A 17,212-nucleotide genomic window follows, 5' to 3' on the forward strand; every position below is an offset into this window, starting at 1 on the left:
GAGGAAGGATGGAGATCGATCCACGGGCACGGCTTATCGAATGGCCGAGCACGGTGTTGGGCGTTGATGGTCGGATGTGTGTGTATACTCCACCGGAATACCGACCCGATGGCCCACCGCTTCCGGTTGTCTATTTGCTACGCGGTCACGAGCGCGAGTGGGTGAATCGCAGTGAAGACGATAGCCGGATCGGGACGGCCATTGATGTGTATGAGCGGGTACGGTTGCGTGGCGAGATTGGGCCGTTATTGTTGGCGATGCCAGGTTTGGCCAGCGCTGATAATCGTATTCCCGGCCTGTTGACCGATTTTATCGCACCGCACTTGACCGATGCCCCCGGTATTGGTACCGGTCGATTTGCAACCTTCTTCTTTACCGAGGTATTGCCGTTGATGGAGCGGGAGTTTGGCGCTCACCCTGTAGCACGAGCGATCACCGGTTTTTCACTCGGTGGGTATATGGCGGTCAAGGCGGTGGCGTTGCGGCCTGATCTGTTTGTCAGTGTTAGCGCCTACGATGGCTCATTTCCTTATGCGAGCGACGGCGGGCGCAGAGCGAGACGGTATGATCCGCTTTTGTTTGCGGAGATGTTCGATCCGGCGTTAGGGCGTCCACGTAATTTGGAACGCTTGTCCGATCATAATCCAATCTGCTTGTTGTTGCGCGCGGATCGTACTGCTCTTCGTCGCATCACGTGGATGATCCAGTACGGTCCAGAGCATATTGAGCCGTGGGGGTCAAATTTCTATCGCGGTGAGTATCTGTTGCGCGTATTGGCGACGTTGGGTATCACTAATGCAGCGCCGGTTGCCGCTCTGCCCGATGGAGCCCATACGTGGGCTGTTGCCGATCGGCATCTGGAACAGGCGTTACCGTTGCATTATCGGGCGTTTGAGCGGGTGATAGCAGGGCAGTAATGAAATCACCTCCTCGTAATACTATCGAATTACTGGTACGTCTGCGCTGGCCGTTTGCGGCAGTTGTTGGACTGCTGTTTGCCCTCACTCGACTAGTCGAAGGGTTTTTCTTCGATTCGGCAATGGAGACACCAACCGGACGAGCCGTTGATCCGATTGTGTGGGGCGTGTTGGCGTTTGCGGCAATCTGGATCGTCTTAAGTTGGGCGATCCGGCAAGAGCGAGAGCGGCTCTCGACTGAGGCACGCATGCTCGAAGCATTACGCGAGAGTAACGAACGGCTCGAACTCCTGTATGAGATCAATCAGCGGGTCGCGTCAAGTGCGACGCTCGATGAGGTGCTCAATTACGCCATCACCTTACCGGCTCGGTTGGTCGATGCCGTTGCTGCTACCATTGTGCTGACCGATGAGCAGGGTCAGCCGTATACGGCACGGGTGGTTGGGCTTGATGCAACGGCACTTGAACGGGCAAGGGCGGCCTTTGGGTTGTGGTCTACGGCGAAACCACAGCTCAATCCGGTTATGTTGTATCCGCAGCATCCGTGTGGATGGAGCGCCTGTTTGATTGTGCCGCTGATCGAACGTGGTACGCAACCCATCGGTTGGATTGAGGCGTTCCTCAAAGAGGGTGAATCGGCTCGGCGAGAGATTCGCCAACCGTTGCTGGCTACCGTTGCTAGTGAACTGGCCGAGGCAGTGATCAATAGTCGGCGGCGCGACCGCGTCGTCGCGAGCGTGGCGGCGGTAGAACGGGCAATTAGTGCTGAACGCACTCGCATTGCCCGTGATCTGCACGATGGGGTGGCCCAATCACTTGCGTTTATGCGGATGCGGATAGATTTGTGGGAAGATTGGCTGCAACAAGAACCGGAACGATTACGGGAAGAGTTTGTAACCTTCAAAGCAAATCTCCGTCGCCAAATCGAAGAATTACGGCGCGCCATTTTTGCGCTGCGCCCAATTGAGATCGGTCAACTGGGATTCGCCGGTGCACTCCGTCGCTTTATCACCGAGTTTGCCGATCAGCAAGATTGGGATGTTGAGATCGATCTCACCGATGTACCGCCCGATCTGCCGCCGGTGCTTGAATTGGCTGCGTTTCGCTTTGTCCAAGAGGCGCTCAATAATGTCGCAAAACATGCGCAGGCGCAACGGGTATGGGTTAAACTCGGTGTGCGCGATCAGGGGTTGATCATTCACGTCCGTGATGACGGCGTGGGGTTTAATCCAGGAGTTGAGCCACCGTCAGGTCATTTTGGGTTGCGTCAGATGCGGGAACGGGCGGCAGCACTCGATGGGCAGGTAACGATCATCTCGCGACCCGGTGATGGTACTGAGGTGCGCGTGTGGTTGCCGTTGATCTATTCGACGGTCACGGTGGTTTAAGTGCGACTTTCGGCGGATTCCATCGCACAGTAGTTGTCGGGTAAGATACGATTATGAGCCGACACCACGAAGACGTGGTGTGATCAATGGTGAGGAGTTATGACAACGACAACCACCGACCGTATCCACATCTTTGAACAAGTACTCCAAGGATTAATGCACCGCTACCGCGAACGTGTGCCCGATGTGACCGCTATTGCCCAAGCGATGGTTGCTGAGGGGATCATTGCTGCGCCCGACCAGATCGAGAATGATCATATTGCGTTTCGCACGATGGGCGTGCCGCAACTTGGTATTCGCTCGCTCGAAAAGATTTTTCTGTACTACGGTTACGCGCGGCGCGATCGCTATCACTTCCCGGCTAAGAAACTCGATGCCTTTTGGTATCACCCACCGCGTCCCGATCTGCCGCGGATCTTCATTTCTGAATTGCGGGTTAATGATCTATCGCCGGAGGCGGCTGTAATTATTCGCAGCTATACTGATGAGGTGCCATCCGATCCGGTTGATGAACTCGATTTGAACGATGCGGCCCAGGTTGATGAGTTCTTACACCGGCCACTCTGGCGTTTGCCTACGTGGTCTGACTATCAACGGTTAGCCGCCGAGAGTGAGTATGCGGCGTGGGTGATCTACAACCGCTACTACCTGAATCATTTTACGATTACAGTGCATAATCTGCCGGCCGGCTACAATACGATTGCCGATTTTAACGCCTTCCTTGAGCGGCATGGCTTCAAACTCAACGATTCCGGCGGCAAGATTAAAGTTAGTCCCGATGGCAAACTTCTCCAGTCGAGTACGGTGGCCGAGATGATCTGGGCCGAGTTTGCCGGTGGCGAGCGGCATCTCATTGCTGGATCGTATGTCGAGTTTGCCGAACGGCGTCCACTCGACGAGTTTGCCCATCTGCCACCCCATGAGCTGCGGCGCGAACATCGTCGTGAGGGGTTTGAAGCCGGCAACGCCGACAAGATTTTTGAGAGTACCTATAGTACGCAGACGGTGAAACGAACGGCTGAGGTGTAATCCGGTGCAATGTGAAGAAGGGCACAACAGCGCTGTGCCCTTCGCCGTCGTTCTGGTGCGGTTCGTTATGCGAATTGGCTCAGCTTCTCTTGCAGCGCCCGGTTCGATGGCTCAACAAGGATCGAGCCGTCAGGGAAGACGATGGTCGGCACACTGCGGTTGCCGTTGTTGAGCTTAACCACGAATTCGGCCGCAGCTGGATCGTGTTCGATATTGATGTAGGTATAGGGCGTTCCATGCTGATCGAGGACGCGTTGGGCGCGGCGGCAGTCAGGACACCAGTTGGTACCGTAGACGATAATGGGTTGCACTGACATAGTCTCCTCATATAGATGTAGATTGGTGAACAATGTCAAAGCCGCTCAATGCAGCTTCATAGTATACCAGTTTTTGCAAGAATAATAGCAGAATCCTTGTGAAAAGGGAACTGATACTAGCTAGCGCATCCCTTCCCCTAATCGCTTGACATACCCGTTTGATAGCGAATTTGGTGGCCGCTAGGCGGTGATCGGATTTTCTTGCGGCACCTGCTTCATGATCTCCAGCTCAATCTCGATTGACACCTCTTCGCCGACCAATACTCCGCCGGTTTCAAGGGCAACATTCCACGTCAACCCCCAGTCTTTGCGATTGATCTTGGTGCTAGCACTGAAGCCGGCGCTCGTCGTGCCCCACGGTGACTTTGACTGGCCGTTGTATTCGACATCGAGGACGACTTCGCGCGTGACGCCGCGGATCGTCAGATCACCAATGATGCGACCATGCGTCTCATCGATCAGCTCAATGCGCTTACTGGCGAAGGTGATCGATGGGTAGTTGGCAACGTCGAGAAAATCGGGTGACATCAGATGACCGTCGCGTCGCTCGTCGCGCGTGTCAATGCTTGTGGCATCAATGGTTACCTGCACCGACGAGTTGGCCGGATTCTGTTCATCAAAATTGACGGTACCTTCAAACCGGCTAAAGCGGCCACGCACCTTTGAAATCATCATGTGGCGAACTGAGAAGGTAATCGTCGAATGTGAAGCGTCAATTGTCCATGTCATACGTTGTTGCTCCTTTAATCGATTATGCTCACGTAAAGGAGCATAACAGGCGTGCGTAGACAAGCGCGTAGACAGAAGCGTGAACATTAGCGGGCAAGCTAAGTGGGGAGTAGAGTAGTAGAGACGGCCTGGCAGGTCGTCTCTACGCTGCGGTAATAGGAGAATGGGAGTAGTTCAGCTTAATTCGCTTCATCCAGCGATGGTACAATCTCGTAACGATAGCGAATGGTGACAGTCGCACCGAGCATGCGCCAAACTGGGCAGTAACGTTCGCGTGACAGCTCGATGGCGCGTTCGAGTGCCGCCGGCTCGACATCGCCAGAGCAGCGGTATACCAGTTCGATTTCGGTGTAGGGTTTCGGATACTCATCGCCTCGTGTACCTTGTGCCCGCACTTCAAGGCCGGTAACCGGCTGACGCTTCTTGCGCAAAATGCTAATGACGTCCATTGCGGTACAACCGGACAGCGCCATCAAGACAGTTTCCATCGGTGAAGGTCCGGCGAGATCGCGCTTCCCTTCGTGCGGGCTATCGAGTTCGATCGGGCGGCCTGAGTCGGCAACGGCGGTAAAGTGCAGACCTTCGCGTAAGCGGACGCTAGCATTGATGACTGATCCCATATGTAGCCCTCTTGTTGCATAAACGGCGTGAACAAAGCAGTACAAATACTGAGAAATCTCATTGTTAGTATACTACTCCGGGTTATAATGCAAACAGGGCAGGCCAAATGGCCATGGGAGAATCGAGCGTATGGATTACGACTACATCATTGCCGGCGCAGGTGCTGCCGGTTTGAGTTTAGCTTATCATCTTGGTCAGAGTCCGTTAGCCGGTCATTCAATCCTTTTAGTAGACCCCAATGCTGTCCGACGCAATGATCGCACATGGTGTTTTTGGGAGGTGGGTACCGGCCCGTTTGAGGCCGTGGTATCCCGGCGTTGGGATTATCTCTGGCTGTACGATGAGAGTTGGTCGGCGCGGTTGGCGATTGTCCCGTATCAGTATAAGTTGATCCAGGGAATTGATTTTTACCGCTACGTTGACGATTGGATCGCGCAACGACCGCAGATCACCCGCTTACAGGGGACTGTTGATCGGTTTATCGAGTTGCCCGATGGTGTAGCCGTCGTTGTTGGTGGTAGGACGTACACCGCGCGGTTTGGTTTTAATAGCGTGTATCGCCCGACTCCTACGCCACCCGGTTATCACTCGTGGCTGCAACATTTTAAAGGGTGGTTTATCACCACGTCCCGTCCGGTGTTTGATGCCGAAGCCGCTACTTTCATGGACTTCCGCATTCCACAGGTTGGTGATGTCCGGTTTGGCTACGTCTTACCGTTCGATACCTATACTGCGCTCGTCGAATATACTATCTTCTCACCCCAACTTGTCAGCCAGGCCGAATACGAAGCCGGTCTGCAGCGGTATATTGCCGATCAACTCGGTATTGACCGCTATGAGATTACGCACGTCGAGTATGGTGTCATCCCGATGAGTGATGTGCCGTTGCCACTGCGCCCTAGCCCTCATGTGCTCAATATCGGTACCGCAGGGGGGATGAGTAAGCCTTCGACCGGTTACACCTTCCAGCGTATTCAGTGGCAGGTGCGCCAAATTGTCGAGAGTCTGCTACGGAATGGGCACCCGTTCTACAAGCGGCCACGCTTCAACCGACATGCACTGATGGATAGCGTGCTGCTTAACGTGCTCGATGCCGGACGCACGCCGGGGCATCGTTTCTTCGCCAATCTGTTCCGTCATAACCCGATCCAGCGCGTACTTCGCTTCCTCGATGAGGAGACAACACTTGCTGAGGATTTGGCCTTGATGTCAACGGTGGAGATTACGCCGTTTATGGTTGCGGCGTTGGCGGTGGCGTGGGGGCGTATGAGTGCGTTGGGTCGGCGTGAGTTGGAGATGGGGTGAGGGGAGGGCACACGGATGGGACGGATAGGAAGGATGGGCACGGAGGGGGAGGGGAGGGCACACGGATGAGACGGAGGGGCACGGAGGGAGGAAGGGGAGCACACGGATGGAACGGATGGGCACGGATTCGAGTGAAGTTGATAAGGCAAATTGGCGCGATCCGTGCTATCCGTGAGGTCCCGTGTACGTCCGTGTTCCTTCCTAAAACGGTGCGAACACGGCGGGGGGTGGCACGGTTCGCCGGTTTACATCTACTATCCCGCTGATGATGATAGCACCTTTTCAATCACCTCAATCGGTACGTCGTTGCGCACAACCACCTGCCCGATGGTCGTCGGCAAGACCCACCGTACTTTCCCGGCCTGTACCTTCTTGTCGCGCGTGATGAGACGCAGAATCGCGGTGTGGTCAAGCTCGTCCGGTATCGCAACGGTGAGGCCATAGGCTGCGAGCAGGGCGCGCTGTCGTTCTACCAATGCAGGTGGACACAGACCGAGGGCGACGGCAATCCGTGCTGCTGCATCCATCCCAATCGCGACGCATTCGCCGTGCAGTAGGCGGTAGCCGAGCAGTTGTTCAATAGCGTGGCCGATGGTATGCCCATAGTTGAGCGTGATCCGTTCACCGCGCTCGAACTCATCGTTTGAGACTACCGCAACTTTCACCGCGACGGCACGAGCAATGATCTCGGTCAGATAAGTGGTGAGTTCTGCATCGGTGGCGTTCCATGCGGCGGGATGCGCGGCGTTCCATCCGCGGGTGGCGGCAAGATCTTCGAGGGCGGTAAACAGGCCGGCGTCGCGAATGACCCCATGTTTGATCACCTCTGCCCAACCGGCGCGTAACTCACGGGGCGGCAGTGTTGCCAGCAGGTTGGTGTCGGCTAGCACCAGCCGGGGTTGATGAAACGCACCGATCAAGTTTTTACCTAGTGGGTGATTAATTCCGGTTTTGCCACCGACCGCAGCATCGACCATCGCCAAAAGGGTGCTCGGTAATTGTACGAGAGCCACCCCGCGCAAGATAGTAGCCGCAGCAAAGCCGGCTAGATCGCCGATCACACCACCACCAAGCGCGAGCACGGCGTCGCGTCGCTCGATACCATGCTCGATCATCCAATTGTAGAGTCGGTGCAGTTCGGTGAACGATTTGCTCGTTTCACCAGAAGGAACAGTAATGGTGTGGGCGCGGTAACCGGCGGCCTGTAGCATTGTTGTGGTCTGCTCGGCGACGGCAGTCAGATGTTCATCGGCGACGAGCCAGAGCGTACCGCGTAGTCCTAGCTCGGTGAGCCGGTCGCCAAGGGTCGCCAGTACGCCGGCGCCGACAATCACCGGGTACTGGGTCGTGCTGGTAGTGACGGTGAGCGTAGTTGTCATAACAATTGGACTGTCTTTCAGCAGTGTAATCACTTATGGCGCCGGTTGTAGATGGTCATGAGCGCTGCAACGAGGAGCAGCGCCAGACCGATATACGTCAACGGGCCGGGCCATGGTTCGGGTGTTTGTTGCACGATGTCAAGTAAGGTAGCGGATGGCAACGTCACGATGCAGTTCCTTCTCCGATCAACGGGCCGGTCAGCAGGGCGGGCAAGGTGCTCCCTGCCGGATAGATGGTGTCTCCCGCCGGGACAAGGAGTAGACCGTTAGCGCCGCGCAGTGAGAGTAGACGCGAACTGTTTTGGCTTCCGGTTGTGACGGCGACCAGCTTTCCTTCTTGGTACGAAACAACGATGCGCTGGTATTCGGGTCGGTCAGGTGAAGGTCGTACCGGTTGGCCCAGGGTGACGGTAACCTGTGGGCGGAACGGTCGTGCATCACCTTGCAACGCACGCAGAGCCGGTCGCACGAACACTTCAAACGATACTAACGATGAGACCGGAAATCCGGGCAGGCCAAAGACCAGTTTACCTTCGACGGTCGCAAACGTCGTTGGTTTACCCGGCTTGAAGGCGATGCGGCCAAAGTGAACGGTACCGAGTTCGGCGAGCAGGGGTTTGATCAAGTCGCGGGTTCCCATACTCACGCCGCCGCTGGTAATTAGGACATCGGCCTGAGCGAGGCCACGTAAGATCGCCTGCCGTTGCACCTCGACATCATCGCGGGCAATGCCGAGTGAAATCGGTTCACAACCGGCTTCACGCACCGCAGCCATGAGTGCATACCGGTTGCTATCACGCACGGCACCACCGGGACGCGACTTACTCGGTTCGACTACCTCATCACCGGTGGCGAGGACGGCAACGCGCGGGCGACGATAAGCGGTGATGCGAGTGATACCGAGGGTGGCGAGGATGCCAATTTCGGGCGCGCCGATAGTTGTGCCGGCGGTAAGCACCGTCTGACCACGTGCAACATCTTGTCCAACCATATGCACGTAATCGCCGGGTTTTAGTTCGTGCTGAATGTAGAGCATGCCATCACGTTCTTCGGTCATTTCCACCGGAATCATAGCATCGGCACCGGGTGGCATCGGTGCGCCGGTCATAATCCGGGTTGCTTCACCGGGACCAAGTGTTACAGTTGACAGTCCACCGGCGGTCAATTCACCCACGACGTGGCGTGGGGCCAGGCCATCGCCGGCACGGAGGGCATAGCCGTCCATTGCCGATTTTGGCACATCGGGAATGTCTTCTGGTGCGGTAATATCATTTGCCAATACTCGGCCTAGCGCGCTGAGAGCATCGATCTCTTCACTACCAAGCGGTTGGGCGCGTTCCATAATCATCGCCGTAGCATCAGCGATGCTAACCATCGGGTATGGTGACTCACGAATGAGCACAGACATTGGCTTTCTCCTTTGGTTATGCGCGACACGTTGACTCACCGGTACATTCGATGGTAACTCGGCCATGTAGTGATAGCCTACACATCAGTGCGAGGTTTCGCTGATGTGCAGGTATCGGCATAGTGTTAGCGGCCGTGGATTGCTCGCCAGATCTTTTCTGAGCGGAGCGGAATGTCAAGATGGCGCACGCCAAACGGTGCGAGTGCGTCGATCACCGCGTTTGCAATGGCCGGTGTTGAACCAATGGTCGCCGCTTCACCGATACCCTTGACGCCAAGCGGGTTGAGCGGAGTCGGCGTCTCGGTCTTGTCAACCGTGAAGGGCGGGAAGAAGTCGGCGCGCGGTAAGGCGTAATCCATCAGCGTACCACTGAGTAATTGGCCGTTTGCGTCGTACACGACCTCTTCGAGGAGTGCTTGAGCAATACCTTGTGCTAACCCACCATGCACCTGACCGGTGACGATCAACGGGCTAATGCGAGGTCCACAATCATCGACCGAATAGTACTCGCGAATACGAACGTGGCCGGTCTCGCGATCAACCTCAACTACTGCAACGTGGGCGCCAAAGGGATAGATCAAGTCGGGTGGCCGGAAATAATCGACTGCTTCCAGACCGGGATCGAGATCTGGCGGGAGTTTGTTACTGTAGGCGCGACGGGCAATCTCGGTTAAGGTCAGGGCACGGTCGGGCACGCCGCGTACCCGATAGCGACCCTCGTGCAGTTCAATATCGGCCACACTAGCTTCGAGCATCGCTGCCGCAATCTGGCGCGCTTTCTCACGCACCTTTGTCGCTGCCCGCACGAGTGCTGCACCACCGACGGCTAGCGAACGTGAACCCATCGTCCCGATACCCATCGGTGTGATCGCGGTATCGCTGTGCTTAATCACAATCCGCTCAAAGTCAGCCCCGATCTGGTCGGCAACAATCTGAGCGAATGTTGTGGCCGTCCCTTGACCATGCGGCGAAATGCCGGTTGTCACCGTCACCGTACCGCTTGGTTCAACTCTGATCTGGGCGCTTTCGTAGGGGCCAAACCCACACATTTCGACGTAGCACGCGATCCCGATACCAAGCAACATTCGATCACCGGTAGCACGGCGGGCAGCTTGTTCGGCGCGTAACTGTTCGTATCGCGATAGTGTCAAGGCTTTAGTCAAGGCGCGATCATACTCGCCGCTATCATACGTCAGGCCGGTCGGCGTCTTGTAGGGGAAGGCGTCGGGCGGAATAAAATTGCGCCGGCGCACTTCTGCCGGGTCTAAACCGAGTTCGGCGGCGACCAGATCCATGAGCCGTTCGATGTAATAAGCGGCTTCGGGCCGACCCGCACCACGGTAGGCAGCGACCGGTGTGGTGTTGGTATAAACACAAATTGCTTCCAGATCGACGGTAGGGATTTTGTAGACGCCAATAGCCATAGCAGTGGTCAGATCGGGTAGACCGGGGGCGAGAGGATAAGCGCCGAGATCGGCTACGATCTGCATACGCAGTGCAGTCACTTCGCCATCGGCGGTAACGGCAGCCTCGACATCACACACCTGCCCGCGCCCATGAGTCGTCGCCTGTACGTGTTCGAGGCGGTGTTCGACCCAACGCAATGGTACGTTGAGCTGACGGGCAAGCGCGGCAAGGAGTGCCTCTTCGGGGTAGATACCGATCTTAACCCCGAAGCCACCGCCGACATCAGGCGCAATCACACGCACTCGATTCTCGTCAAGGCCGACCACTTTGGCGATCTCACCACGCACCTGGTGCGGGGTCTGCGTACTCGTCCATACCGTCACACCATCGTTAGCGGGATCGGGTGCAGCAACCACTGCGCGTCCTTCCATCGGGAAGCCGAGCAGGCGTTGATTGACCATTCGTTGGCGGATAACCCGATGAGCAGTGGCGAAGGCGGTCTCGACATCACCCTTTTGCCGGCGACGACGGTGGTCGATATTGTCGGGCAGACCATCGAAGATGATCGGGGCGTCAGGTGCAATTGCGGCGAGCGGATCGACCACTGCCGGTAGTGGCTCCCATTCGATGGGCAGGGCGAGCGCTGCATCGAGCGCGGCTTCTGGCGTCCGGGCGATCACTGCGGCGACCGCTTCACCGGCGTGACGCACCCGCTCGACGGCGAGCACATAGCGAGTGCGGCCCGTGTAGCGCTGCGGCCCGCCGCCGCCTTCGCCTGAGCTGGCCAACGGCAATGGCTGGCAACAATCGAGCAGGTCGGTACCGGTATAGACAGCTACGACATCAGGCATTGCCAGCACGGCAGCTTTGTCGATGGCGACAATCCGGGCGTGGGCATACGGACTACGGGCAATGGCAACGTATAACATCCCCGGTAGACGCAAATCGCTCACATACGTGCCCTGACCCCGGATGAGACGCGGATCTTCACGGCGTTTCACTTCTGCGCCAATCAGGGCTGCATAAGCCATAGCGAGTGTCACCTTTCTGTTTTGTTAGCAATCAACCCCTGTGGTGCTATGGGTATGATACCAGATTTACAACCCAGTGTATGGCAGGGAGTAAGCTGTACCATGTTTACCTAATTGACGAATTTGTAATTGCAGCAAGGGTAAAAACCGACTATGCTACAGTAAGAGGTACGACATCTCCTCTCGTGGATTCTGCTGATCGATGTGATCGATATCTGCTCTATGGTTGCCTACTCGCATCGTTAAGCTCTGTATTCTGGCACGCACAGTGAGGAAACAAGCTTCATATGGCAACATTAGAACCGCCTACCACAACATCATTGACCAATCACACATCATTATCAACTGAATATACTCACGTGCCAACGATTATTGAACCACGCAAGGGTTGGTGGCAACTCAATTGGCGTGATCTGTGGGCATATCGCGAGTTACTCTTCTTTCTGGTGTGGCGCGATGTCAAAGTCCGCTACAAACAGACTCTCTTAGGGGCAAGTTGGGCAATTATTCAACCGGTGCTCCAACTTGTCGTGTTTACGATTATCTTTGGACGGTTGGCCGGTGTGAATACAAACGGCATTCCCTACCCACTGTTCAATCTGGCCGGGCTATTGCCGTGGCAGTTTTTTGCAAATACCGTTGGTCAAGCGGCAAACAGTCTTGTTGGCAGTGCCAGTATCGTGCGGAAGGTCTATTTCCCGCGACTGGCCATTCCAACTGCCAGTGTCTTGGCCGGCGTTGTGGATTTTGGTTTGTCGTTCCTGATCTTACTCGCGTTGATGATCTGGTATCGGTGGCTACCAACACCGGCTGCGTTCCTCTTGCCACTCTTCCTCGTCTTGGCGATGATCACGGCGCTTGGCGTGGGGTTTTGGCTTTCAGCAATTAATGCTCGCTATCGAGATGTGCGCCATGCTACGCCGTTTCTCATTCAGCTTTGGCTTTTTGCTACGCCGGTGGTCTATCCAAGCAACCTCATCGAAGGGTATTGGCAAGTAGTCTACGCACTTAACCCAATGGTTGGGGTAGTGGAAGGGTTCCGTTGGGCGTTGATCGGTACGCAACCGCCGAGTTTGTTAATGCTGGTCTCGGTTACGATGGCGGTCATGATCTTCTTTTCCGGTTTGATCTATTTTCAGGCTGTTGAACGCAAGTTTGCCGATATTATCTAGCCTATGCAATACGCAATCCGTGCCCGTGATTTAGCAAAACAGTACCGGATCGGTGCGATCAAACAACGCAGTGCAGGCTATATCACGCTCCGTGATGCCATTGTTGAGCGATTGCGCGGGCGAGGTGGGGCCTCTGCTACTACCGAGCTGTGGGCGCTCGATGGGGTGTCATTCGATATTCACCAAGGCGAAGTGGTTGGGATTATTGGGCGGAATGGCGCCGGTAAGAGTACGTTGCTCAAGGTCCTCTCGCGGATCACCGAGCCGACGCGCGGGCGGGCTGAGTTGTACGGGCGCGTGGCCTCGTTGCTCGAGGTGGGGACCGGTTTTCATCCCGAATTGACCGGGCGTGAAAATATTTATCTCAATGGGGCCATTCTCGGTATGCGCAAGCGCGAGATCGATCGCAACTTCGATGCGATTGTCCACTTCGCCGAAGTCGAGAAGTTTATCGATACGCCGGTGAAGTTTTATTCATCCGGGATGTATGTGCGTTTGGCGTTTGCCGTCGCTGCTCACCTGGAACCCGAAATCCTGATCGTCGATGAGGTGTTGGCCGTCGGTGATGCCCGCTTCCAAAAGAAGTGTCTCAACAAGATGCAAGATGTTGGTCAGCAAGGTCGTACCGTGCTCTTCGTTTCGCATAGCATGCAGTCAATTTTGCGCATGTGCCAGCGTGCTATCTTGCTCAATCAGGGGAAGGTGATTGCCGATGGGTCGGCTCAGCAGGTGGTCAGTGTATACCTTGGGAAAGGTGCTCATTCAATAGCCGAGCGAGTCTGGTCAGATCGGAAGACGGCACCAGGTGGTGAGGTCGCGTATTTGCAAGCAGTGCGGGTGCGCGATAGCGATGGTGATGTTGCCGATACCATCGATATTCGTACTCCGGTGACGATTGAGCTTGAGTTTGTAGTTGTGTGCGATGGATATATCCTGATGCCACACATCCGTCTCTACAACGATGATAACGTGGCGGTATTTACCAGTCTTGACCTTGATCCGACATGGCGACGACGGCCCCGTCCTTCTGGTCGGTATCGCGCACAGGTGATCATTCCCGGTAATTTTCTGGCCGAAGGTTCGTTTTATGTGGAGGCTGCACTAACGACGCTTGAACCGCCGATCAAGCAGTTTGCCGAACGTGATGCCGTCGCGTTTCAGGTGATCGACAGCCTCGATGGTGATACGGCTAGAGGAGACTGGGCCGGTAGTTTGTCGGGTGTCGTGCGGCCCATCCTTCCGTGGACGACAACCTATGAGCCATTGGTGTGATGCTCGTGATCCTCGCTTGGTGCGGTACGGGGTAGCGCTGTTGCTACTCGTGCTGGTCGGAATCCTCAGCCTGACATTATATCCCTTCGATTTTTCTGATCCATGGCCGATCCAGCCCTGGCATGTTTTGGTGTTTGGGTTAAGCCATGGTGTGGATATGCTGCAAAACGTCATCCTGTTTGTGCCACTAGGGGTGGCGTTGTCTTGGTTATTGGCCGGATTCGGGATGGGGCGACGCGGTCAGATTGGTGGGGTGTTTATTGTAGCCGCTGTGGTGGCATTCGGTATTGAGTGCGCGCAATTACTCATTCCCGGTCGTACTGCTGCGCTGCTTGATGTGTTGGCGAATGCCAGCGGCGCGGCGTTGGGTGGATGGGTACTAGCTCCCTTGGTGATACCGGTGGTTGATCGGATCATTCGGGCCGGATTATCGATCGTTCAACGTGTGCCAGCGGGGGTTGTGGTCGGTGGAATGGTGGTCTGGCTGGTCAGTGCCGGCTGGGTACAGATCCATTGGCAACGGGCGACGTTACCGGTCAATTGGTCAGAGCGCTACACGTTTCAGATCGGGGCGGCGAGCGATGGCCGTCGCTTTTGGCCGGGGTATGTCAGGTTTGTCGCCTTGTACGACCGCGCCTTTGATCATGCCGATGCCCAAGCGACGCTGACGCCGGACAACGCTTTTGCCCGTGCCCCGCTCCTTGCTTACGATTTTACCCACTATCCGCCAGCACAGGTTGGGCCTTTGGTGCGTCCTCTTGTTGCGAAAGGCAAACTGACCTTTACCACAGAGGGAGTGGGTGTGGGCTACCAATGTTGGCTCATGAGTGACGAACCGCTGACCGGTGTGGCAGCGGCAGTCGCCCGATCTCGTGCGTTCACCGTAGTAGCCCGGCTCGCCCCACGAGACCCGGCACGTCCTGCCGAAGGATTGATGATTAATTATGGTTGGCAAATTGATTCCCATAACATCAGTCTGATCCAGTCAGGGCCTGATCTACTGGTTCGGATGCGCTTACCATTTACCCGTCCGGTCGATGATCGACCACCGTTACGGTTTGCCGATGTGTTTCACGATACGCAACCACAGGTCGTGGTATTTAGTTACGACGGCGTCATCGCGCGTTTGTTTGTCGATGGGCAACCCCACCGTCAGTGGTATGCCTTCGGGCCGGGAGAAGTACTGGTGAACCGTCTATTACCGGTGCAGTCGCACCAGATCGGTGGTTGGAGCATTGCCTTAGCTGCCGTTTTGAGTGTGCCATTGGCGTTGGCCGGTTTGCCATGGCGTTATCGTCGTTGGTGGGTGTGGCTACCGGCCATTGTCGGGCCACTGATCATCGGTGGTGTACTGTGGCTGGCAGTAGCCCAACCCTTGAGTATCGTGATGGTTTGCTGGAGTGGTATCACGGTGTTGGTGAGCAGTACCGTAATCCGTTGGTTCTGTAGCTTATACCTCTAGAGGGTATCTTATGGCATTTGGGTGGCGTGTTGTTCTACTCGTCTGCTTAATCATCATCGGTAGCTCATTGAGTGGATTGGTTCTGGCTCAAGCGCCAACATTTGACTGGCGTAGCGATTGGGCGGTGGCAGAAGGATTTACGATTGTTGAAGATACGACTGGCTATGCGTTCCCTAGTGCGATTGCTTTTGTTCCGCAACCTGGTCCCGATCCGAAAGATCCGCTCTATTTTGTGACAGAACTGCGTGGAACAGTCAAAGTCGTGACCAATGATCGCAGTGTGTATACCTTCGCCGAGAACGTCTTCCATTTTCAACCAACTGAAGAATTGCCTTCCGGACAGGGCCAAGGTGGTATGGGGGGATTATGTCTCGATCCTGTGCATGGCTATGTGTTCGTTACGTTTCTGTATAACGATGCCAATGGGCGGATGCGCAACAACATTATACGCTACCAGACTAAACCCGGTACCTTTGGCCTGACGCCGGATGGTTTTATTGCCTTTACCGATGCGTTTGCCAACTACGAATCGGGTTTAGCTCATCAGATTGGTACCTGTCAAGTCGTTGGTAATCAGCTCTTTGTCGGGATTGGGGATGGGTGGCAACCGTATTTGGCTCGTGATCCTGATCAGATGGTCGGCAAGATTTACCGCATGAGCCTCGACGGTAAGCCGTTGCCTGAAAATCCCTTTTACATCGATGATGATATTACCAAGGCCCGCAATTATGTATGGGCGAGCGGTTTTCGCAACCCGTATGCGCTGAGGGTGGTGAATGACCGTGTATTTGTCGGTGATAACGGAGTTGGTACTGATCGCTTTGTTGAGGTGCAACGTGGTGAAGATTATGGCTGGAACGGCCAAGAGAGTAGTATCCATCTGCGAACGGCATATGTATGGGTGCCGAGTTTGGCGCCGACAACGTTACAGTATCTACCCCCCGATAACCACTTGTTGGGCGAGGAGAATGCCGGCAAGTTCTTCCTTGGTATGGCCGGATCGGTACGACGCGGCAAAATGCCGGGTATTGTACGTATTTGGTACGATATGGATAAACGTCGGGTGATGGCTGTGCCCGACTACTTCTTACGATACCGTGGTCAGCAAGAGCAAATGGTCGTAGCTGTCGCTATCGGGCCTGATGGTCTCTATTTTGCTCCGATCTACGCTAACCAAGCCGGTCAGACCTCGATTTACAAGATCGTGCCCGATTCCACCAATAGCTACCCATACCGACCCACGCAAGTAGATGATCCTCGTCAGATCATCTTCGAACGTGGTTGTTTAGGTTGCCATCAGATCAACGGGGAAGGCGGATTTGGTGGATCAGCTGGACCGCCGCTAAGTCGTGAATTACTCATCGCCAACATTCAGGCCCGGTTGAGTAATCCGCAATACCGACAACTGTTAGACGAACTCGATCAACTTAATGAAGAGCCATGGCTTTCCACGCGTGCAGCACGGGCCGCAGTTCGTGAACTGTCCGGTGAAGCAGCAGTCCGTCAGTGGATTATTAACCAAATCGTGGAACCGCGGTGGGATAACCGTGGCTCGCAAATGCCAAACCTTGGCGTACCTCCATCCGAAGCGGCGATTGTGGCCGATTACCTGCTGGCCCGTCCTACTCAGACTAACTGGATGACACGGCTCACGACGGTGTTGCGGTCACGGTTGGCATGGCTGGCGTTTGGCGCCGGTTTGGTGGTCGGCATGGTCGTTGTCGGGAGTGGAATGTGGCTTTGGCGGCGACGATACTCTCGCCTATAATACCTGC

General features: G+C 55.6%; 15 protein-coding genes. 8 read left to right on the forward strand and 7 right to left on the reverse strand.

Annotated elements, in window-relative coordinates; genetic code table 11:
* The first annotated feature begins 8 nt into the window (after positions 1–8).
* The 3 genes from AC01ZF_RS03450 (at position 9) to AC01ZF_RS03460 (ending at position 3,334) form a co-directional block, all read left to right on the forward strand.
* Positions 9–917, forward strand: a complete 909-nt coding sequence (locus tag AC01ZF_RS03450; RefSeq protein WP_424675853.1) for an alpha/beta hydrolase — start codon at positions 9–11, stop codon at positions 915–917.
* A complete protein-coding gene (locus AC01ZF_RS03455) occupies positions 917–2,305 on the forward strand; it encodes a GAF domain-containing sensor histidine kinase (RefSeq protein ID WP_424675854.1) in 1,389 nt (462 codons plus the stop codon). The genes AC01ZF_RS03450 and AC01ZF_RS03455 overlap by 1 nt, the downstream gene beginning before the upstream one ends.
* Before the next feature lie 99 nt (positions 2,306–2,404).
* Positions 2,405–3,334, forward strand: coding sequence for a DUF1338 domain-containing protein (locus AC01ZF_RS03460; protein ID WP_424675855.1), 930 nt, complete (start codon positions 2,405–2,407; stop codon positions 3,332–3,334).
* Positions 3,335–3,399: 65 nt separating this feature from the next.
* Here AC01ZF_RS03460 and AC01ZF_RS03465 read toward each other — a convergent pair whose 3' ends face one another.
* From AC01ZF_RS03465 to AC01ZF_RS03475, 3 genes are all read right to left on the reverse strand, one after another.
* The gene (locus AC01ZF_RS03465; protein WP_424675856.1) at positions 3,400–3,651 is read right to left on the reverse strand and encodes a mycoredoxin; all 252 of its coding nucleotides are present in this window, start codon (positions 3,649–3,651) and stop codon (positions 3,400–3,402) included.
* A 180-nt stretch (positions 3,652–3,831) separates the two neighbouring features.
* A complete protein-coding gene (locus tag AC01ZF_RS03470; protein WP_424675857.1) occupies positions 3,832–4,380 on the reverse strand; it encodes a YceI family protein in 549 nt (182 codons plus the stop codon).
* Positions 4,381–4,559: 179 nt separating this feature from the next.
* On the reverse strand, positions 4,560–5,000 hold the full coding sequence (locus AC01ZF_RS03475) for an OsmC family protein (RefSeq protein ID WP_424675858.1): 441 nt from the start codon (positions 4,998–5,000) through the stop codon (positions 4,560–4,562).
* Positions 5,001–5,130: 130 nt separating this feature from the next.
* Between AC01ZF_RS03475 and AC01ZF_RS03480 the strand changes: the two genes are divergently transcribed.
* The gene (locus AC01ZF_RS03480; protein WP_424675859.1) at positions 5,131–6,306 is read left to right on the forward strand and encodes a lycopene cyclase family protein; all 1,176 of its coding nucleotides are present in this window, start codon (positions 5,131–5,133) and stop codon (positions 6,304–6,306) included.
* A gap of 254 nt (positions 6,307–6,560) precedes the next feature.
* Here AC01ZF_RS03480 and aroB read toward each other — a convergent pair whose 3' ends face one another.
* From aroB to AC01ZF_RS03500, 4 genes are all read right to left on the reverse strand, one after another.
* Positions 6,561–7,685 carry a 3-dehydroquinate synthase gene (gene aroB / locus AC01ZF_RS03485; protein ID WP_424676887.1) on the reverse strand — a complete coding sequence of 375 codons (1,125 nt, stop codon included), beginning with the start codon at positions 7,683–7,685 and terminating at the stop codon, positions 6,561–6,563.
* Positions 7,686–7,714: 29 nt separating this feature from the next.
* On the reverse strand, positions 7,715–7,852 hold the full coding sequence (locus AC01ZF_RS03490) for a hypothetical protein (RefSeq protein WP_424676886.1): 138 nt from the start codon (positions 7,850–7,852) through the stop codon (positions 7,715–7,717).
* A complete protein-coding gene (locus AC01ZF_RS03495; protein ID WP_424676885.1) occupies positions 7,849–9,093 on the reverse strand; it encodes a molybdopterin molybdotransferase MoeA in 1,245 nt (414 codons plus the stop codon). The genes AC01ZF_RS03490 and AC01ZF_RS03495 overlap by 4 nt, the downstream gene beginning before the upstream one ends.
* Positions 9,094–9,218: 125 nt before the next feature.
* Positions 9,219–11,531: a xanthine dehydrogenase family protein molybdopterin-binding subunit gene (locus AC01ZF_RS03500; RefSeq protein ID WP_424676884.1), complete on the reverse strand. Its 2,313-nt coding sequence runs from the start codon at positions 11,529–11,531 to the stop codon at positions 9,219–9,221.
* 287 nt (positions 11,532–11,818) lie between these two features.
* Between AC01ZF_RS03500 and AC01ZF_RS03505 the strand changes: the two genes are divergently transcribed.
* From AC01ZF_RS03505 to AC01ZF_RS03520, 4 genes are read left to right on the forward strand one after another with little or no spacing between them, the layout of a single operon-like run.
* Complete coding sequence (locus AC01ZF_RS03505) at positions 11,819–12,703, forward strand: ABC transporter permease (RefSeq protein WP_424676883.1); 885 nt, start codon at positions 11,819–11,821, stop codon at positions 12,701–12,703.
* A 3-nt stretch (positions 12,704–12,706) separates the two neighbouring features.
* Positions 12,707–13,975 carry an ABC transporter ATP-binding protein gene (locus AC01ZF_RS03510; RefSeq protein WP_424676882.1) on the forward strand — a complete coding sequence of 423 codons (1,269 nt, stop codon included), beginning with the start codon at positions 12,707–12,709 and terminating at the stop codon, positions 13,973–13,975.
* Entirely contained in the window at positions 13,959–15,437 is a 1,479-nt protein-coding gene (locus tag AC01ZF_RS03515) for a VanZ family protein (protein WP_424676881.1), read from the forward strand. Before AC01ZF_RS03510 ends, AC01ZF_RS03515 begins: the two co-directional genes overlap by 17 nt.
* Positions 15,438–15,447: 10 nt before the next feature.
* The gene (locus AC01ZF_RS03520; RefSeq protein WP_476575118.1) at positions 15,448–17,205 is read left to right on the forward strand and encodes a PQQ-dependent sugar dehydrogenase; all 1,758 of its coding nucleotides are present in this window, start codon (positions 15,448–15,450) and stop codon (positions 17,203–17,205) included.
* Positions 17,206–17,212: the final 7 nt, after the last annotated feature.

Source organism: Chloroflexus sp., assembly GCF_056331925.1.